General features: G+C 74.1%; 21 protein-coding genes. 12 read left to right on the top strand and 9 right to left on the bottom strand.

Annotated features, from left to right (window positions below):
* Positions 1–26: 26 nt before the first annotated feature.
* Both SM793_RS09165 and SM793_RS09160 read right to left on the bottom strand, forming a co-directional pair.
* Positions 27–1,379 carry a DUF5667 domain-containing protein gene (locus SM793_RS09165; RefSeq protein ID WP_320437569.1) on the bottom strand — a complete coding sequence of 451 codons (1,353 nt, stop codon included), beginning with the start codon at positions 1,377–1,379 and terminating at the stop codon, positions 27–29.
* A gap of 280 nt (positions 1,380–1,659) precedes the next feature.
* Entirely contained in the window at positions 1,660–2,436 is a 777-nt protein-coding gene (locus SM793_RS09160) for an ECF subfamily RNA polymerase sigma factor, BldN family (RefSeq protein WP_320437614.1), read from the bottom strand.
* A 307-nt stretch (positions 2,437–2,743) separates the two neighbouring features.
* Here SM793_RS09160 and SM793_RS09155 point away from each other — a divergent pair, with 307 nt between their 5' ends.
* Positions 2,744–2,971, top strand: a complete 228-nt coding sequence (locus SM793_RS09155; RefSeq protein ID WP_320437568.1) for a hypothetical protein — start codon at positions 2,744–2,746, stop codon at positions 2,969–2,971.
* Positions 2,972–3,047: 76 nt separating this feature from the next.
* On the opposite strand, the gene SM793_RS09150 is transcribed toward SM793_RS09155, so the two are convergent.
* Positions 3,048–4,088, bottom strand: coding sequence for an HAD-IB family hydrolase (locus SM793_RS09150; protein ID WP_320437567.1), 1,041 nt, complete (start codon positions 4,086–4,088; stop codon positions 3,048–3,050).
* A 118-nt stretch (positions 4,089–4,206) separates the two neighbouring features.
* Between SM793_RS09150 and SM793_RS09145 the strand changes: the two genes are divergently transcribed.
* From SM793_RS09145 to hemB, 7 genes are all read left to right on the top strand, one after another.
* The gene (locus SM793_RS09145) at positions 4,207–4,491 is read left to right on the top strand and encodes a glutaredoxin family protein (protein WP_320437566.1); all 285 of its coding nucleotides are present in this window, start codon (positions 4,207–4,209) and stop codon (positions 4,489–4,491) included.
* A gap of 197 nt (positions 4,492–4,688) precedes the next feature.
* Positions 4,689–5,474: a 3'-5' exonuclease gene (locus SM793_RS09140; RefSeq protein ID WP_320437565.1), complete on the top strand. Its 786-nt coding sequence runs from the start codon at positions 4,689–4,691 to the stop codon at positions 5,472–5,474.
* Between the two features lie 101 nt (positions 5,475–5,575).
* A complete protein-coding gene (locus SM793_RS09135) occupies positions 5,576–6,472 on the top strand; it encodes a redox-sensing transcriptional repressor Rex (protein WP_320437564.1) in 897 nt (298 codons plus the stop codon).
* A gap of 34 nt (positions 6,473–6,506) precedes the next feature.
* A complete protein-coding gene (locus SM793_RS09130) occupies positions 6,507–7,844 on the top strand; it encodes a glutamyl-tRNA reductase (RefSeq protein WP_320437563.1) in 1,338 nt (445 codons plus the stop codon).
* Positions 7,845–7,885: 41 nt separating this feature from the next.
* Positions 7,886–8,911, top strand: a complete 1,026-nt coding sequence (hemC, locus tag SM793_RS09125; protein WP_320437562.1) for a hydroxymethylbilane synthase — start codon at positions 7,886–7,888, stop codon at positions 8,909–8,911.
* Entirely contained in the window at positions 8,908–10,578 is a 1,671-nt protein-coding gene (locus tag SM793_RS09120; RefSeq protein WP_320437561.1) for a bifunctional uroporphyrinogen-III C-methyltransferase/uroporphyrinogen-III synthase, read from the top strand. The genes hemC and SM793_RS09120 overlap by 4 nt, the downstream gene beginning before the upstream one ends.
* A 65-nt stretch (positions 10,579–10,643) precedes the next feature.
* Positions 10,644–11,624: a porphobilinogen synthase gene (gene hemB, locus SM793_RS09115; protein WP_320437560.1), complete on the top strand. Its 981-nt coding sequence runs from the start codon at positions 10,644–10,646 to the stop codon at positions 11,622–11,624.
* A 97-nt stretch (positions 11,625–11,721) separates the two neighbouring features.
* Here the strand turns inward: hemB and SM793_RS09110 are convergent, their stop codons facing one another.
* The 3 genes from SM793_RS09110 to SM793_RS09100 all read right to left on the bottom strand — a co-directional run bounded on the left by SM793_RS09110 (position 11,722) and on the right by SM793_RS09100 (position 13,014).
* Positions 11,722–11,988 (bottom strand): hypothetical protein, encoded by a 267-nt coding sequence (locus tag SM793_RS09110; RefSeq protein WP_320437559.1) that lies wholly within the window; start codon positions 11,986–11,988, stop codon positions 11,722–11,724.
* Positions 11,989–12,243: 255 nt separating this feature from the next.
* Positions 12,244–12,588 (bottom strand): hypothetical protein, encoded by a 345-nt coding sequence (locus SM793_RS09105; protein WP_037779809.1) that lies wholly within the window; start codon positions 12,586–12,588, stop codon positions 12,244–12,246.
* 81 nt (positions 12,589–12,669) lie between these two features.
* Entirely contained in the window at positions 12,670–13,014 is a 345-nt protein-coding gene (locus SM793_RS09100; protein WP_266311667.1) for a rodlet layer protein, read from the bottom strand.
* 301 nt (positions 13,015–13,315) lie between these two features.
* Here SM793_RS09100 and SM793_RS09095 point away from each other — a divergent pair, with 301 nt between their 5' ends.
* Positions 13,316–13,972, top strand: a complete 657-nt coding sequence (locus SM793_RS09095) for a hypothetical protein (RefSeq protein WP_320437558.1) — start codon at positions 13,316–13,318, stop codon at positions 13,970–13,972.
* 89 nt (positions 13,973–14,061) lie between these two features.
* On the opposite strand, the gene SM793_RS09090 is transcribed toward SM793_RS09095, so the two are convergent.
* From SM793_RS09090 to SM793_RS09080, 3 genes are all read right to left on the bottom strand, one after another.
* Positions 14,062–14,430 carry a hypothetical protein gene (locus SM793_RS09090; protein WP_320437557.1) on the bottom strand — a complete coding sequence of 123 codons (369 nt, stop codon included), beginning with the start codon at positions 14,428–14,430 and terminating at the stop codon, positions 14,062–14,064.
* Positions 14,431–14,549: 119 nt separating this feature from the next.
* Positions 14,550–14,825: a chaplin gene (locus tag SM793_RS09085; protein WP_320437556.1), complete on the bottom strand. Its 276-nt coding sequence runs from the start codon at positions 14,823–14,825 to the stop codon at positions 14,550–14,552.
* A gap of 110 nt (positions 14,826–14,935) precedes the next feature.
* On the bottom strand, positions 14,936–15,178 hold the full coding sequence (locus SM793_RS09080) for a chaplin (protein WP_320437555.1): 243 nt from the start codon (positions 15,176–15,178) through the stop codon (positions 14,936–14,938).
* 475 nt (positions 15,179–15,653) lie between these two features.
* On the opposite strand from SM793_RS09080, the gene SM793_RS09075 reads away from it, so the two are divergent.
* The 3 genes from SM793_RS09075 to SM793_RS09065 all read left to right on the top strand — a co-directional run bounded on the left by SM793_RS09075 (position 15,654) and on the right by SM793_RS09065 (position 18,118).
* Positions 15,654–15,893: a chaplin gene (locus tag SM793_RS09075; RefSeq protein WP_320437554.1), complete on the top strand. Its 240-nt coding sequence runs from the start codon at positions 15,654–15,656 to the stop codon at positions 15,891–15,893.
* A gap of 302 nt (positions 15,894–16,195) precedes the next feature.
* Entirely contained in the window at positions 16,196–17,518 is a 1,323-nt protein-coding gene (locus SM793_RS09070) for a hypothetical protein (protein WP_320437553.1), read from the top strand.
* A 111-nt stretch (positions 17,519–17,629) separates the two neighbouring features.
* The gene (locus tag SM793_RS09065; protein WP_320437552.1) at positions 17,630–18,118 is read left to right on the top strand and encodes a MarR family winged helix-turn-helix transcriptional regulator; all 489 of its coding nucleotides are present in this window, start codon (positions 17,630–17,632) and stop codon (positions 18,116–18,118) included.
* Positions 18,119–18,205 lie beyond the last annotated feature (87 nt).

Here is an 18,205-nt window from a genome sequence, read left to right as displayed (position 1 = left end):
GGCACCACCGTTCCCGCTCGCCGGGATCAGCCGCCGAGGATCCGCAGACCGGGCAGCAGGCCCGGGATCAGCGGAGGCACCTCGACCCCCTGCTGCTGGGCGGGGCCGCCGCTCGCACTGGGCGACTCGGACGGCTGCGCCGGGGACCGGTCCGGCGCGGGGGCCGGGGCCGGGGCGTCGGCGCTGGGCGAGGGCTTGGCCCCGGTGAGCCCGCTGGTGAGGTTGTCGACCAGGCCGCCGACCGGGCCCGGCACGACATTGGCGTCACCGCTGGGCGCCGGTGCGGCCGGTACGCCGGGGGCCGCGGGCGCCGCCGGTGCGGGCACGCCGCCCTGCGGCGGGACCTGCGGGGTGCTCCCCGGCCGACCGCCGACCGCGCTGCCGGCCGGTCGGCCGGTGGCACCGCCCTGGGCCGGTACCCCGCCGACCGCCTGGCCGCCGGGCGAGGTGCCGACGGACGGTCCGCCCTCGACGCCCGTCCCGCGGGTGCCGTCGCCCGCCCCGCCGTCGTCCGGCATCCCGCTCTTGGCGGGCGGCCGGACCAGACGCAGGGGCGCGACGTCCTGGCTTATGTCGTCGAAGAGCTGGTCCACCAGGTGAGCCTGCGGGACGAGCTGGTCCGGGAGCCGGGACTGGACCTCGGCCCAGGTGCCGTCCTCGTCCTGGGCGAAGCCGGCCAGGGCGCGCATCGGGTCGAGCGAGCCGTTGTCGCGGTAGACGGCGCGCAGCAGGTCGCGGCCCTTGAGGGCGTCGGTGTGCATGTCGTCGAGGGCCTTGCGGACCTGCTCGACGGTGCCCGGGCTGAGCGAGCCGCCGGTGCCGGACCGGCCCACCAGGGACCGGGCCTCGCCGAGCCGGGTGGCCGCGTTGTCGAGCAGCAGTTCGCCGCGCTCGCTGTCGGTGTTCGCGAGGTCGAGCCGCAGTCCTTCCAGGCCGCGCTTCATGCCGTACAGCGGGTCGCCGGGTAGGGCGTTCCCACTGGCGGCCGCCGCCCCGGCGAAGCTGCCGACGGCGAGGCCGGCGACGAGCCCGCCGATCGCGAACCGGCGGCTCCAGCGTCCGCGCGGCGCCGTACGGACGGCCCGGTGGCGCCGCTGGCGCGGCACGGTGACGCCCGGTCCGCCCGCGAAGGCCTGCTCGAACGCGGCCATCAGCTGGGCGCGTTGGACGGTCCGGATCTCGTGGTCGAGCTCCGGGGCGGGCAGCGCGCCGAGCGCGCCGACCGTGTCGATGAGTTCGGCCATCGCGACCGAACCGGCGTTGCCGGTTCCGGTGTTGGCCGTTCCGTTGCCGTCGGTAGCGCGTTGCTCCGCCTGGTGGGCCTCCAGCGCCTCGGCGAAGGCCTTCGCCCGCCGGTGCTCCAGCACGTTCGCAGTCACGGGCCACACCTCCCTTCGTCGTTGTCGACACCCCGGCCTGCCGGACGGTTGCCCCGGCAAGCCAAAGCCACTCCATCGGGTGAGAGGTCGCAATTCGACTTGACCGCACGCCTGGTGGAGGCTTGCAAGCTGGCCAACGAGCGGCGCGGGCGGTCGGTTACGCACGGCTGATCATCGGACCGACCGTTCACCCGGATGTGTCGGGCCGCCGCCGAGGGTGACGGCCCGCCCACTATCTCTCCCGCCGCTTCCCCGGGGGGCTCCCCGGACCGCCGCCGGTTCACCGCGCGTCGGGCGGGAGCAGACGGGCGAGGGTGCGCACGGCGCGGTATTGGAGGGTCTTGATGGCACCCTCGTTCTTGCCCATGATCCGGGCGGTCTCGGCGACCGACAGGCCCTGGAGGAAGCGCAGCGTGACGCACTCCTGCTGCTGCGGGTTCAGCCGGTGGACCGCCTCCAGCAGGGCCGCGTTGGAGAGCGACTCCAGCACCGAGTCCTCGGGACTCCGTTCGCACTCGTTGGAGTCGAGCATCTCGCCCGTGGTGACCTCCAGCCGGAACCGGCTGGACTTGAAGTGGTCGGCGACCAGGTTGCGGGCGATGGTCACCAGCCAGGCGCCGAAGTCCCGGCCCTGCCAGGTGAAGGTGCCGATCCGGCGCAGCGCGCGCAGGAACGTCTCGCTGGTGAGGTCCTCGGCGGTGGCCCGGCTGCCGACCCGGTAGTAGATGTAGCGGTAGACGGTGTCCGCGTAGTGGTCGTAGAGCCGGCCGAAGGCCTCGCTCTCGCCGGCCTGGGCGCGCTCGACCAGCTCCATGATCGGATTGTGCTCGGTCTCGTAACCGGGGCCGGTGGTGGTGCGGGAGCGGCTGCGGCCGCCGGTGCTGCCGGCCCGGCCCCGGGTGCCGGCCCCGGTCGAGCCGGCCGCGGTGGTGCGCAGCAGGGGGGTGCCGGGACGGTCCTGGGTCTGGCCGAACGAGGCTCCGGCGGGCACCAGTTGGGGGACGGCGGTGAGCTGGCTGCGGAGCAGGGTGCGCAGCAGGTCCAGGCCGGTGGAGATCTGCCGGGGCGGGACCGGACGGCCGCGGAGGCTGGTACGGGAGCGCAGGGGCGCGGACGACGGGCGGGAGGGTGCAGGCGCGTCGTTCCGGACGGGTGGGTACACGGGACTCCCAGAGGCAGAACTGTGGACGGATCACCTCCGCCTGCGCGGAGAGCACGTCCGCGCCCCCCGGGTCGCGCTGGGGCGGTTGGGTGACGTGCATCCAGGAGAGAATAACGCTTTGTGCAATGACAGCTACACCGTGTGGTCGAAGTGGTCGTTTGGGATCCGCATTGGACGTATATCCGGCCGACACTGACCGAACATGTCGGCGATCGCCTGGCTCAACGTGACAGAACGGGTGCGCCTGGTGACCAATTCGGTGGCGTGGCGGGCGGTTTCCCGGTTCTGGGGCCCGATAACCCCCGACTTTGTCGAGCTGGCGAACGATCAGATCCGGTCACTGGCTGACGAGTTCGATCGAGGGGGCCGGACGGGTCCGCGACGCACGGGAGTTCGCCCGTACGGGCGGCATCGTCAGCGCGCGAATTGACCGGGTTCACCCCGGCGCGAGCCCCTCCGGCCGTGCGCGGCGCCCGGTTCGCCCGGCCGCTGGGCCACTCGGCCGCTCAGCCGCGGTGCCGGCGGTGCAGCGCGGCCCAGGCCGCGACGGCGCCCGCGGCCACGCCGAGCGCGGCCGCGGCCGGCAGCCCGACCCGGGCGGCCTTGCGCCCGGTCCGGAAGTCCCGGACCCGCCAGCCCTGCGCGCGGGCGTGCCGCCGCAGCGCGCCGTCCGGGTTCACCACGTAGGGGTGGCCCACCAGCGAGAGCATCGGGATGTCGTTGGCCGAGTCGCTGTACGCGGCGCAGCGGTCGAGCTCGAGCCGCTCCCGCCGGGCCAGCGAGCGCACCGCGGCCGCCTTGGCCGGCCCGTGCAGCAGCTCGCCGACCAGTCGGCCGGTGTACGCGCCGTCGCGCGCCTCGGCGACGGTGCCGAGCGCCCCCGTCATGCCGAGCCGGGCCGCGATGATCCGGGCCACCTCCACCGGGGCGGCGGTGACCAGCCAGACCCGCTGCCCGGCGTCCAGGTGCATCTGGACCAGCGCGCGGGTGCCCGGCCACACCTTGTCGGCGATGACCTCCTCGAAGACCTCCTCGCAGAGCGCCTCCAGTTCGGCGGTCCGCTTGCCGGCGACCAGGCCCAGGGCGGTGTGCTGGGCGTCGGCCACGTGGTCCGGGTCCTCGGCGCCGTACAGCCGGAACCAGGCCTGCTGCCAGGCGAAGCGCGCGATGTCCCGGCGGGTGAGGAAGCCCCGCCGGTAGAGCCCGACCCCGAGGTAGAAGATCGCGGCCCCGCGCAGGATGGTGTTGTCGCAGTCGAAGAAGGCGGCGGCGCGCGGGTCGTCCGGCTCGGGGGTGTGGTTCTCGGCGGGGGGCCTGGGCGCCCTGCCGCGCCGGGCGGGCTCGTCCCCGGTGGGTCCCGTCCCCTCGGCCGGCCGGGCGTCCGCCGTCGGCAGGCTCCCGCCGGCCGGCTCGGTCGGGGCCTCCCCGGCGGGCTCCGGGGCGGCCCGCAGGGCGGCCTCCGCCGCCTCCGCCGCGGCCTCGCCCGCCAGCGCGGCCCGCGAGCCGGTGGGGCGCCTTGACTGGGTGAGCCTTCGGAGCACGGCCATGCCGTCGAGCATAGCCAGCCACCTGTGCGGCGGCCGTGACGGCGACGTGCCCGACGGGTGAACGGCGGAAGGGGCGGCCCGGTCCGGCCCGCCCGCCGGGGCGGCGCACAATGGCGGGGTGAGTCCACTGCTGCGACGTGACAAGAACCGGGGCCCGGAGCCGGCCGGCCGGACGGTGACCCTGGTGGCCAAGCCCGGCTGCCATCTGTGCGACGACGCCCGGGAGGTGATCGTCCGGGTGGCGGCCGAGCTCGGCGCGGCCTTCGAGGAGAAGGACATCACCCAGGACCCGGAGCTCCACCACCTCTACTGGGAGCAGATCCCGGTCACCCTGATCGACGGGCGCCAGCACGACTTCTGGCGGGTGGACGAGAAGCGCCTCCGGGCCGCGCTCGGCGCCTGACCCCGGCTCCGGCGGCCCCGGCGGGGAGGTTCCCGCCCGCTGCGCCGGGGCCTCCCGCGCCCCCGCCGAACGGCGGGGGCGGTTCGCCGAATCGTTGTGAAGAATCCGCGTTCCGGGCTTGGAGCACCGGCCGTCGGTCGGCTTACGATCGAACTCGTCCGCGCCCATGGGGGGCTGAGCACGCGAGGAGTGCCGCCATGCTTCCCGGTCCGCCCCTGGATGCGCCCGCCGAGCCGTCGGCCGCGGGTGGGGGCTTCGCCGTGGTGGACGTGGAGGCGACCGGCCGCAGTCCCTGGCGGCACCGGGTGGTCGAGGTGGCGGTGGTGCTGCTGGACGAGCGGCTCCGCTCCGAGGGCGAGTTCTGCACCCTGCTGGACCCGCTCGGCCCGGTCGGCCCGACCCATGTGCACCGGATAGCGCAGGAGGATGTCGAGGGCGCCCCGCGCTTCCGCGAGATCGCGCCGCTGCTGCTGGAGCTGCTGGCCGGCCGGGTGCTGGTCGGCCATCACGTCACCTGCGACCACGCCTTCCTGGATCGCGAGTTCGCCCGGATCGGGGTCCCGCTGCCGCCGGTGCCCTCGCTGTGCACGATGCGGCTGGCCCGGACCCACCTGCCGGAGGCCGGCGGCTTCGGCCTGGCGGCCTGTGTGGCGGCGGCCGGTCTCGGCGGTTTCGCCGCGCACACCGCGCTCGGCGACGCCCGGGCCACCGCCGACCTGCTCCGCCACTGCCTGGCCGCGCCGTCCTGTCCGCCGGACGACTGGGCGGAGCCGCTGCGGGAGGCGGCCGGGGTGCCGTGGCCGAGGCTGGGTCGGGCCCGGTCGGCCCCGTCCGGGGAGCCGGTGCCGCTGCTCCCGCGCGGGTCCTCCCGCCCGGCTCCGCCGGGGCTGCCGAAAGCCCTGCTGTACGGCCCTCGGCCACCCCTTGCACCGCCCCCGGCGGCGCCCCGGAAAGCGGCCGGTGCTATGGGGTCCACGGCGTGATGCGCATCACTGTGCGTGGACAAATCGGACACCATCTTTGTGCACACGTTCACAAACGCATAACCTGGCTGCCAAAGCCCAGCTTCACCCACAGGAGCACCGTGGCAATCGGCCGATCACCACAGAGCAGTTCGCAGACGCCCGACCAGGGCGCCGCGCGCCGACCTTCGCGTGCCCGGGGCATCCCGGAGGCGACGGTCGCCCGGCTCCCGCTGTACCTGCGGGCGCTCACCGCGCTCTCCGAGCGCTCGGTGCCGACCGTCTCCTCCGAGGAGTTGGCGGCCGCGGCCGGGGTGAACTCCGCCAAGCTGCGCAAGGACTTCTCCTACCTGGGCTCCTACGGCACCCGCGGGGTCGGCTACGACGTCGAGTACCTCGTCTACCAGATCTCCCGCGAGCTGGGCCTGACCCAGGACTGGCCGGTCGTCATCGTCGGCATCGGGAACCTCGGCCACGCCCTCGCCAACTACGGCGGCTTCGCCTCCCGCGGCTTCCGGGTGGCCGCCCTGCTGGACGCCGACCCGACCGTGGTCGGCAGCAGCGCGGCCGGCCTGCCGGTGCGCCACATGGACGAACTGGAGTCCATCGTGGAGAGCCAGCACGTCTCGATCGGTGTCATCACCACGCCGCCCGGCGCCGCCCAGCAGGTCTGCGACCGGCTGGTCGAGGCCGGTGTCACCAGCATCCTGAACTTCGCCCCGACCGTGCTGACCGTCCCGGACGGCGTGGACGTGCGCAAGGTGGACCTCTCCATCGAGCTGCAGATCCTCGCCTTCCACGAGCAGCGCAAGGCCGGCGACGAGCCGGACCGCACGGAGTCCGTGCTCGACCGCGCCCCCGGCCCGGTCCGCGCCGCCGCGGCCAAGCTGCGCCGCGCGGCCAGCGGCAGCACCAAGCCCCGCACCGCCGCCGAGTCGGCCAAGGACGCGGAGCCGACGGCGCAGGGCAAGCCCGGCAAGCCCGGCGAGGGCGAGCTGTCCGCGGTGATGCCGGCATGAGCGGGACCGAGAACCGCGGGACCAGGGGGCGGGCGTGAGTCTTCTCGTCGTAGGGCTGAGCCATCGCACGGCCCCGGTCGGCGTGCTGGAGCGGGCCGCGCTGACCGGTGAGGTGCCGACCCGGCTGCTGCACGACGCGGCCGCGTCCGCGACCGTCGCCGAGGCGGCGCTGGTCAACACCTGCAACCGGATCGAGCTGTACGCGGACGTGGACAAGTTCCACGCCGGCGTCGCCGAGCTGTCGCTGCTGCTCGCCCACCACAGCGGGGTCGACCTGGAGGAGCTGACCTCCCACCTCTACGTCCACTACGAGGACCGCGCGGTCCACCACCTCTTCTCGGTGGCCTGCGGCCTGGACTCGATGGTGGTCGGCGAGGGCCAGATCCTGGGCCAGCTGCGCGACGCCCTGGCCACGGCGCAGGAGGAGCACACCGCCGCGCGCGGCCTCAACGAGCTCTTCCAGCAGGCCCTGCGGGTCGGCAAGCGGGCGCACAGCGAGACCGGCATCGACAAGGCCGGCCAGTCCCTGGTGACCTTCGGCCTGGAGCAGGTCGCGGCCGGCGCGGGCGCGATCGCGGGCAAGCGGGCGCTGGTGGTCGGCGCGGGCTCGATGAGCTCGCTGGCCGCCGCCACGTTGGTCCGCTCGGGCGTGACGGACCTGCTGATCGCCAACCGGACGCCGGAGCGCGCCGAGCGGCTGGTCGAGATCCTCGGCGGGGACGTCGCCCGCACCCTGGACCTGGCCAAGGTGCCCGAGGCGCTGGCCGACGTCGACCTGGTGATCTCCTGCACCGGCGCGGCCGGCACGGTGATCGGGGCGGACGACGTCGCCGCCGCCGTCGCCGCGCGCGCCGCCACCACCCCCCTCGCCTTCCTCGACCTCGCCATGCCGCGCGACGTCGACCACGCCGTGCACGAGCTGCCCGGCGCACTCCTGGTCGACCTGGAGAGCCTCTCGCACGCCCACGCCGCCACTCCCGGCGCCGGGGACGTCGACGCCGTCACCGGCATCGTCGCCGAGGAGGTCAGCGCCTTCGGCGCGGCCCAGCGGGCCGCGCGGATCGCCCCCACCGTGGTGGCGCTGCGCGCGATGGCCTCCGGCGTGGTCGCCACCGAGCTGGCCCGCCTGGACTCCCGGCTGCCCGGTCTGGACGAGCGCTCGCGCGCCGAGATCGGCCAGACCGTCCGCCGGGTCGTCGACAAGCTGCTGCACGCCCCCACCGTGCGGGTGAAGCAGCTGGCCGCCGAGCCCGGCGGCGCCTCCTACGCGGAGGCACTGCGTGAACTGTTCGACCTCGACCCGGCCGCCGTCCACGCGGTCTCGGGCACTCCGATCGGCACCCAGCAGCCTGCGGGCGGGGGCGCCGGATGAACCGTCAGCCATCCCACGAGTACCACCGGGACGATCACCCCATGAATGGTCAACCGCTCACCGGCCATGCACCGGACACCACCGCGGCACCCCTGCGGCTCGGCACCCGGCGCAGCGCGCTCGCCATGGCGCAGTCGGGCATGGTCGCCCGCGAGGTGACCCGCCTCACCGGGCGCCCCGTCGAGCTGGTGGAGATCACCACCTACGGCGACACCTCCCGCGAGGCGCTGGCCCAGATCGGCGGCACCGGTGTGTTCGTCTCCGCGCTGCGCGACGCGCTGCTCGAGGGACGGATCGACTTCGCCGTGCACTCGCTCAAGGACCTGCCGACCGCGGCCCCCGAGGGCCTGCTGCTGGCCGCCGTCCCCGAGCGCGAGGACAGCCGCGACGCCCTGGTGGCGCGCGAGGGCCTGGCGCTCGGCGAGCTGGTGGAGAAGCTGGCCGGAGCCGGCCGCCCGGCCCGGATCGGCACCGGTTCGCCGCGCCGCATGGCGCAGCTGAACGCCTGGGCCCGCGAACGCGGCGACCGGCTGGAGACCGTCGCGATCCGCGGCAACGTGGACACCCGGATCGGCTTCGTGGCCTCCGGCGAGCTGGACGCCGTGGTGCTGGCCACCGCGGGTCTGAACCGGCTCGGCCGGTCCGCGGAGATCACCGAGCACCTCGACCCCGAGCTGATGCTCCCGGCCCCCGGCCAGGGCGCGCTCGCCATCGAGTGCGCCGCCGCCGCACTCCCGGAAGGGGGCGGTCTGGCCGCCGCGCTGGCGGGCCTCGACCACGCCCCCACCCGGGTCGCGGTGGCCGCCGAGCGGGCCCTGCTCGCCACCCTGGAGGCCGGCTGCTCCGCACCGGTCGCCGCGCTGGCCGGCTGGGGCCACCGATCCGAACTGCGGCTGGAGGGCGTGGTCGGCACCGTCGACGGCGCCACCCTGCTGAAGATGTCCGCCGATGGTCCGATCGTCCTCGACGAGACCGCCGAGCAGCAGGCGGTGGCCCTCGGCCGCGCGCTGGCCGCCCGGCTGCTCGACGCGGGCGCGGCCGCCCTGATGGGGGAGCGAGCCCGATGAGCCCCACCGCCGCCACCGACAGCCCGTTCCCGGCCGACAGCCCGTTCGGGGGTACGGTGCCCGCCACCGGCCGGTGCACGTTCCTGGGCGCGGGCCCCGGCGACCCGGGCCTGCTGACCCTGCGCGCGGTCGAGGTCCTGGCCTCGGCCGACGTCCTGGTCGCCGACCCGCTGACCGCGGCCGCCGTGCGCAGCCACTGTCCCTCGGGCGTGCAGGTGCACGCCCCCGGTACCGAGGGGCCGGACTTCGACCTGGCGCACCTGGTCGCCGAGGCCGTGCGCTCCGGCAAGCACGTGGTGCGGACCGTCGACGGCGACCCGGGCCTGGACGGCTGCGCCGCCGAGGAGATGCTCGGCTGCGCCGGGGCCGGGATCGCCTTCGAGGTGATCCCGGGCGTCGCCCAGTCGGTCGGCGTGCCGGCCTACGCCGGGGTGCCGCTGCGCGGCGCCGCCGGGACGGACGTCCGCTTCGTGGAGGCCGCCGCGCTGCTGGCCGGCTCCCCGGTGGACCTGGGCGCGCCGGAGACCACCCTGGTCGTGCGCACCACCCTGGGCCAGCTGCCGGCCACCGCCAACGCGCTGGTCTCCAACGGCCGCAAGCCGGAGTCGGCGCTCAGCGCGACGCTCTCCGGCACCACCACCCGCCAGCGCACCTTCACCGCGACCCTGGCCACCATAGCGGCGGACCTCAAGGCCGCCCGGGTGCTGCCCGCGCCGGTGTCCGCCCCGGTGGACCCGGCCACCCCGGTGATAGCCGTGGTCGGTGAGCAGGTCGCCCACCGCTCCTCGCACTCCTGGTTCGAGACCAAGCCGCTGTTCGGCTGGAACGTCCTGGTGCCGCGCACCAAGGAGCAGGCGCACGGCCTGTCCGAGCAGCTGCGCTCGTACGGCGCGGTGCCGCAGGAGGTGCCGACCATCGCGGTCGAGCCGCCGCGCACCCCGCAGCAGATGGAGCGGGCGATCAAGGGCCTGGTCACCGGCCGGTACGAGTGGATCGCCTTCACCTCGGTGAACGCGGTGCGCGCGGTGCGCGAGAAGTTCGAGGAGTACGGGCTGGACGCCCGGGCGTTCGCCGGGATCAAGGTGGCGGCGGTCGGCGAGACCACCGCGCAGGCGCTGGTCGACTTCGGCGTGAAGCCGGACCTGGTGCCGTCCGGCGAGCAGTCCGCGGCCGGGCTGCTGGAGGACTGGCCGCCCTACGACCCGGTGTTCGACCCGATCGACCGGGTGCTGCTGCCGCGCGCCGACATCGCCACCGAGACCCTGGTGGCCGGCCTGGTCGAGCTGGGCTGGGAGGTCGACGACGTGACGGCGTACCGGACGGTGCGTGCCTCGCCGCCGCCGGCCGAGACCCGGGAGGCGATCAAGGGCGGCGGCTTCGACGCGGTGCTGTTCACCTCGTCCTCGACCGTGCGGAACCTGGTCGGCATCGCGGGCAAGCCGCACAACGTGACGGTCATCGCCTGCATCGGCCCGGCCACCGCGAAGACCGCCGAGGAGCACGGCCTGCGGGTCGACGTGATGGCCCCGGCCCCGTCGGCCGCGGCGCTGGCGCAGGCCCTGGCAGACTTCGGGGCCAAGCGCCGGGACACCGCGACCGCCGCCGGTGAGCCGGTCTACCGGCCCAGCGAGCGCCGCCCCGGCTCGCGCCGCAAGGCCGCGCGCTGAATCGAGGCCGGGGGCGGACCATCCGCCGCCCCCGGCACCAGCACCACCGTTCGGAGAGAGAAGCCGTGTCCGCTGAATTCCCGTACGTCCGCCCGCGCCGGCTGCGCTCGACCCCGGCGATGCGCCGGCTGGTCGCGGAGACCCGGCTGCACCCGGCGGAGCTGATCCTGCCGCTGTTCGTCCGCGAGGGCGTGCGCGAGCCGGTCCCGGTCTCGTCGATGCCGGGCGTGGTCCAGCACACCCGGGAGACCCTGCGCAAGGCCGTCACCGAGGCGGCCGCGGCGGGCCTCGGCGGCGTCATGCTGTTCGGCGTCCCCGAGACGCAGGACGCGACCGGCAGCGAGGGCACCAACCCCGACGGCATCCTCCAGCAGGCGATCCGGGACGTGGTCGCCGAGGTCGGTGACGCCCTGGTGGTCATGTCGGACCTCTGCCTGGACGAGTACACCGACCACGGCCACTGCGGTGTGCTGGCCGCGGACGGCTCGGTGGACAACGACGCCACCCTGGAGCGGTACGCCGAGATGGCCCGGGTGCAGGCGGACGCGGGCGTCCACCTGGTCGGCCCGTCCGGGATGATGGACGGCCAGATCGGCGTGGTCCGCCAGGCCCTGGACGAGGCCGGCCACCAGGACGTCGGCATCCTCGCCTACACCGCCAAGTACGCCTCGGCGTTCTACGGCCCGTTCCGGGAGGCGGTCGGCTCCTCGCTGAAGGGCGACCGCAAGAGCTACCAGCAGGACCCGGCCAACGCCCGGGAGGCGCTGCGGGAGCTGGCGCTGGACGTCGCCGAGGGCGCCGACCTGGTGATGGTGAAGCCGGGCATGGCCTACCTCGACATCCTGCGCCAGGTGGCCGACGCCTCGCCGGTGCCGGTCTCCGCGTACCAGGTGTCCGGCGAGTACGCGATGGTCGAGGCGGCCGCGGCCAACGGCTGGATCGACCGGGAGCGGATGATCCTGGAGACGCTGACCTCGCTGCGCCGGGCCGGCGCCGAGCAGATCCTCACCTACTGGGCCCTCGAGGCCGCCGCGATGGTGAAGTAGCCGGACCAGGACCAGGGCCGGCAGCAGGACCGGCAGCAGGACCAGGACACGGCGGAGGCCGGGCCCCCTTCGGGAGGGGACCCGGCCTCCGTGCGTGCTACCAGCCGCCGAGGTGGGCGAAGCCCTCCTCGCCGCCGACCGCGTCGGTGGAGGTGGCGGCGCCCCAGCCGTGCGCACCGGCGTGGATGTTCGAGGTGTGGGCGAGGCCCCACCACTCTCCGGCCACGAACACCGGGTGGGCCGAGGCGGCGAACTCGCCGCCACCGACCACGCCGACGTGCGCGGACGCCGCCGGGGCGGCCAGGCCGGCCAGCGCCAGCGCGCCGACGGCGGTCAGAGTGACCTTGACCAGCTTGCTCTTCATGGATCTGCCCTCTCTTCCGGAGCGCCCCGTGCGGGCGCCCTGCCTCTGACGTGTGCTAGGGACCGGTGTCCGGTACCGGTCCTGCCACGGGACCACAAGCTGCCGTCCGGCGCGGCGCCCCACGCGCCCCGCCGACGGCCTGTCACCCGGCCGGACGCCGCCCGAGCGGCCCCCGGCCGGACGTCCCGGCCCGGTACGCCCGGAGGGCCCGGGGACCAGACGTCCCCGGGCCCTCCGTCGCGCCGTGCGGCCGGATCAGCCGATCAGGTGCGAGACACCCGCGTCGCCCGAGGACTGGGTGTTCTGGCCGACGTTGCAGATCTGCTTCGGGGTGCTGTTGAGGATCGGCACCTCGACCGGGACGGCCACGCCGAGGACGGCGACCGCGATGTTGTGGACCTCCGGCAGGCAGATGTTCGCGTTGTCGAGGGTGTGGAAGTTCGGGCTGTGGTCGCCGTGGGTGCCGGTCTGGTTGGTACCGCCGTTGCCCTGGGCCGAGACGGCGGCGCCGTCCGAGTCGGCGATGGCGGAGGCCGAGCCGGCGGACATCGCGATGGCGGCGGCGGCCAGGCCGGCGGCGGCGAGAGACTTCTTGATCATTTCGGTGTTCCTCTCAGGGGTGAATCGGGGAGCGATTCGAAGGGTGGATCAGGAGGGATGACGCAGCTTGGGACGAGCAGGTCAGCCGATCAGGTGGGAGACGCCCGAGTCGCCCTTGGTCTGGGTGCCCTGGCCCTGGGTGCAGTACTGCTTGCCACCGCTGTTGGCGATCGGGACCTCGACCGGGACGGCCACACCGAGGACGCCGACCGCGATGTTGTGGATCTCGGGCAGGCAGATGTTCGCGTTGTCCAGGAAGTGGAAGTTCGGGCTGTGGTCACCGACGGTGCCGGTGAAGTTGGTGCCGCCGTTGCCCTGGAACGACCCGGCGGAGCCGTCCGAGTCACCGATGGCCGAGGCCGGCGCCGCGGCGGCGGCCAGCGCGGCGGCGGCCAGGCCGGCGGCCGCGAAGGACTTCTGGATCATGGGAGATCCCTCTCTGAAAAGCTCTTGAGTTTCCGTGCGTACAACGCGTACAACGCTCAGGCCCGGTCTGCGGTCACTGACGCTCAGATCAAAGAATGACGGCACGGAAGGTTACGGGGATTTCTGAAAAGAGTCCGGGAGGCGCGACGGCCGGGTGTTTCTTGTCGGATTATTAGCCCGAACCGGTTAACGCCCGCAATCCGGGGTCCGGGTGGATCGTTGAGCACATCGCTCCAGGCTGCGCCCGCGCAGCCCTTCCCTGTAGAGATCTCCACTACGGACAGGCAGAACGGTGAAAAGCATGAGGTTCTCCAAGCGGGCCGGCGCGATGCTGCTGGCGGTCGGTGCGGGCATGCTCGCCTCCCAGGGGGCGGCCTCCGCCGCCCCGGTCGGCCCCGAGCAGGTGGGGGCCCTGGAGGAGCAGCTGGCCACCCAGCAGGTGCCGGTGGACATCCCGGTGGCACCGCTGGACAGCCGGATCTCGGGCGGCATCCCGACCTCGCTGCTGATGCCCCCCGTGCCCGCCCACACCACCGGGGACGCGTTGATCCCGGAGCGCGTCGTGCCGCCGCTGGGCACCGGCCGGGTCGGCCCGACCGCCAAGGCCGAGCTGCCGCTGCCGCTGCTCGACCGGGGCGCCGACCTCGGCGAGCTGCTGCTGGACGCCCCGGCGGCGCCGCTGCACGCCGACACCCCCGGGATCGGTCTCGGCAAGCCGCTGTCGCTGGCCAAGGACGGCACCGGCCAGCTCGCCGACGGGCGGCTCAAGGTGGACGAGATCGACCCGCGGCTGGTGACCGGCGCGGTGCAGGCGGTGCCCGGCGCCAGCGCCTCGCTGGGCAACGAGGACGAGCGGATCTCGGTGACCGACTCGGTGGACAACCTGGCGACCACCACGACCGCGACCACCACCGGCGTGGTCCAGGAGACCGGCCTGGCGGGCCTGGCGCAGCTGTAGAGGTCGCCCCGGACAGTCCGGGAGCCCGGCACCCCGTGTCGCAGGACGGGGTGCCGGGCTCCCGGCGTGCGCGCTGCGGGTACGGCGGCTCAGCCGGGCAGCGCGCCGAGCAGCCCGCCGACCAGCGGCAGGTCGCGCGGACCGCCGCCGGCGCTGAGCGGCCCGGTCAGCAGATCGGTGCCGACCGGCGCCAGGCCGGAGTCCACCGGCTGGACGGTCGCGCCGTTGTTCAGCACGTCGGCCGAGGAGTTGGCCCACGGGTCCAGGCGGAGGTCCTTGACCGGCGCCACGGCGTAGCCGAGCCCGGTGGTGGTGCCGCCGAGCGCCTGGTTGACGTCGGTCTTGGTCAGGGCGGCACCGCCCTCGGCGGGGGCCGCGTGCGCCGCGCCGGCGCCGCCGAGCAGCATCGCGGCGCCCAGGGCGGCGGCGAGGCCGGCCCCGCTCTTCTTCGAAACCATGCGCAATCACCTTCGGGGGGAGGGGTGCCCCGGGCGACCGGACCGTGCCCGGGTACGCCGAACCGCCCCCCGGCCGGCGGGCCGGGGGGCAGTTCGGGCGGAACGCGTGCCGATGGGGATCAGCAGTCGTCCATGTCGTGGTGGTGCTGCTCGGCCTCCGCGTTGATGCAGGTGTTGCCGAACGCCGGGTTCAGCAGACCGATCACGTTGATGGAGTTGCCGCACAGGTTGACCGGGATGTGCACCGGGACCTGGAGCTGGTTGCCGGAGACGACACCGGGCGAGCCGGCGGCGACGCCCTCCGCGCCGGAGCTGGCGGCGGCGCCGCCAGCGGCACCGAGCACCAGGCCGGCGGCGGCGGCGGAGAGGACGGCGACCTTCTTCACGTTCTGCATGGGGGTTGATCTCCTAGATCACACACGGGTTGAGCGGGCCGCACCCCGCCCGGGGCGGGATGCGGCACGGGCGCGGCCGATCGACTGTCGCCGGTGCGGCGACGGCCGGGTCAGCCGTGGTTGACGCAGGTGTTGCCGAACGCCGGGTTGAGGATGCTGACAACACCGATGGAGTTGCCGCAGACGTTGAGCGGGATGTGCACCGGGATCTGGATCTGGTTGCCGGAGAGCACACCCGGGGAGCCGGCGGCGACGCCCTGGGCACCGGAGCTGGCGAACGCGCCACCGGCCGCACCGACCACCAGACCGGCGGTGACGAGGGACAGGGCGGCAGCCTTCTTGAGGTTACGCATGTGGTTCTTCCTCCGATTTCTTCCCGACCGTCTGTGGAATAGTCGGGATCCGGGCAAGGTGAAATCCTGGCCCGGTGGCTTCTGGGAATACCGTGATTGTCACTCGGGCGGCCCAGATGGCGCGTGTCGCCCGTGGTGCGGGCGATGAGCGGCCGCCGCGGTACCGTGCGCCGCGAACGATTCCCGCACGGCCGGGAAGAATTCGCATCGACGCGCGACCGGGAGGAATTCCGGACGGGCTTGGACCGGCGGCGGATCTCCTCGTCGTAGCGGGCGGTGGAGCGTGTTCCGACTGTGAGAACGAGGCAGTGCGCCGGGGGAAACGGTCGGACTCGGTAGTCACCCGAATGCCCGGACGAGGCTCCGTTCCTCCGGATGGGTGACAGTGGGCATGCCCTCGCAACCGCCTCGACCGGGTCTCGTTGGAGATGTCGCACTCCCCGTGCATCTCTGTCGAACAGTCAGGAGGCTCCTCATGAGCATCAAGAAGACGGCCGCCGTCGGCGCCGCTGTTGTCGGCATCGTGGCCGCCGGTGCCGGTTCCGCGATGGCCAGCTCCGGCGCGGAGGGTGTCGCTGCCGGCTCCCCCGGTGTCATCTCCGGCAACCAGCTGCAGATTCCGGTGCACGTGCCGGTCAACCTGTGCGGCAACACGATCGACATCGTCGGTCTGCTGAACCCGGCCTTCGGCAACACCTGCGTCAACCACGGCTGATCGTTCCTCGGTCCGGCCGGTGCGAGCCGCCGCTCCCGCGCTTCCCTCCTGGGGTGCGGAGTGGCGGCTCGCGGCGTTGCCGCCCCCGGTGCCGACGGCGGTCGCCGTCAGCACCGCCGGCTTCCGGCGGCAGGCCGGGTCCGGCCTGCCGCCACCCCTGCGGCCGGTCCGTCCACGACCCGCCCGCCCGGCCACGGGACGGGCTGCCCACCCGTGCGGCGGGCGGGGTGTCGTAGGCTCGCCCGGCGTCGCGGTGTCGGTCGGCGCGCCGGACGCGAGTGGGGCGGGGAGTACCAGAGCTGATGAGCACGGCATCGAGCACCGAGTCGTCGGGCGGTGGCGCGGGCGTGCCCTCGTCGTCCTCCCCGTCGTCCGACCCGCCGCCGTCCGGGTCGGTGGACCCGGAGGAGAACGGTCGGCCGGACACCCCGGCCCCGGGGCCGGGCCGGATCGGCGCCCTGGTCGACCGCTTCGCGCCGGCGCTCGGCGCGTACGCGGTGGTCAAGGCGACCGGGCTGACCGTCTTCCTGCTGCTGCTCTCGCACACCGAGGACTTCCTGAAGAAGGACCCCGGACGCGGCGGCGGCGCCCGCCCCTGGGACGTGCTCGGCACCTGGGACGGCATCTGGTACCAGCGGATCGCGGAGAACGGCTACGACCCGCAGCTGATCCCGCTGCACGGCTACCCGCTGGCCACCTACTACGAGAACTCGGCGGCGTTCTTCCCGCTCTACCCCTGGCTGATGCGGCTGGTCGGCGCGGTGACCGGGCTCGGACCGTACGGCTCGGGGATCGTCGTCTCGGTGCTGGCCTCCTTCGTCGCCGCCGCCGGGATCTTCGCGATCGCGGAGCGGCTCGGCGGCTTCCGGGCCGGTGTGACCGCCGCGGTGATCTGGGGACTGTTCCCGGGCTCGGGCGTGGAGTGGGCGGTCTACTCCGACTCCCTGTTCGTCGCCCTCTCGGCCTGGGCCTGCTACTGCGTGATGACCCGCCGCTGGCCGGCCGCCGGCGTCCTCGCCCTGGTCGCCGGTCTCAACCGGCCGACGGCGGCCACGGTGATCGCCGCGGTCTCGATCTCCGCGCTGGTGGCGCTGGTGCGGCGCACCGACGGGGTGGCCCGGCCGCTGATCGCGATGCTGATCACCCCGTGGGGCATGCTCGGCTACATCGCCTGGGTCGGCTGGCGGATGGGCGACTGGACCGGCTACTTCAAGCTCCAGCGCGGCGCCTGGAACCGCTACTTCGACTGGGGCGCGTCCACCCTGAGCAGCACCCTGGACACGGTCACCGGGCACTGGACGTTCTGGCAGTCCAATCCGGCGCCGGACCTGATCGCGGTGTGCCTGCTGATCGCGCTGCCCGGACTGCTGGTGCTGCTGCTGAGGCTTCGGCCGCCGCTGGTCCTGGTGGTCTACACGCTGCTGACCGTCTTCATGGCGCTGAGCAGTAACCAGATCTACGGCAACATCTCCCGCTACCTGCTGCCGGCCTTCCCGCTGTGCGTCGGCCTGGCGGTGGCGCTGCGCCGGCTGCGGCCGAGCACGGTGGCCGGGCTGTTCGCGGTGCCGGCGGTGGCGGCCGGCTGGTACGCGGGGTACGCGCTGTTCGAGCTCGGCATTCCGTAGCCCGGCGGCACCCCGGCGCGCGGGTGTCCGGGCGCCGGGTGCCCGGGCCGTGCGGAAACAGTCCCGCACGGGATCGTCCGTCGGCGGACGGTCGTTGCTAACCTCGGAGCCATGACGACCAGCCCGCCCGTGCGGCAGATCCGTGACATCTCCGGCCTGCTGGACCACGCCAGCCATGTGCTCGCGACCCGGATGTCGGCCGCGTTCACCGAGCTCGGGATCACACCCCGCGCGTACTGCGTGCTGTTCCACGCGATGGAGGCCGAGCGCACCCAGATCCAGCTGGCCGAGCTGGCGGACCTGGACAAGACCACGATGGTGGTGACCGTCGACGAGCTGGAGAAGGCCGGGCTGGCCGAGCGCCGGCCGTCCGCCGCCGACCGCCGGGCCCGGATCATCTCGGTGACCGCGGCGGGCGAGCGGGCCGTCGAGCGGGGTACGGCGATCGCCGACCGGGTGCACCGGGACGTGCTGGAGGCGCTGCCGGAGGGCGAGCGCACCGCCTTCGTCGCGGCGCTGACCCGGCTGGTGGGCGGGCCGCTGGCGGAGCCGGTGGAGAGCGAGCGGACGGTCCGCCGGGCCCGTCGTTCCCGAGGCTGATGCCACGAAGAGGATCATCCCGAGGAAGATTCTCTTGGAAGAGATAGTCCACAACAAAACCATCTGCTAGCGTCTTACCCGGTACTC

Source organism: Kitasatospora purpeofusca (genome assembly GCF_034043715.1).
Classification (GTDB): domain Bacteria; phylum Actinomycetota; class Actinomycetes; order Streptomycetales; family Streptomycetaceae; genus Kitasatospora; species Kitasatospora purpeofusca_A.
Note: the sequence above shows the minus strand (reverse complement) of the source record. Positions and strands in the feature narration are given on the sequence as shown.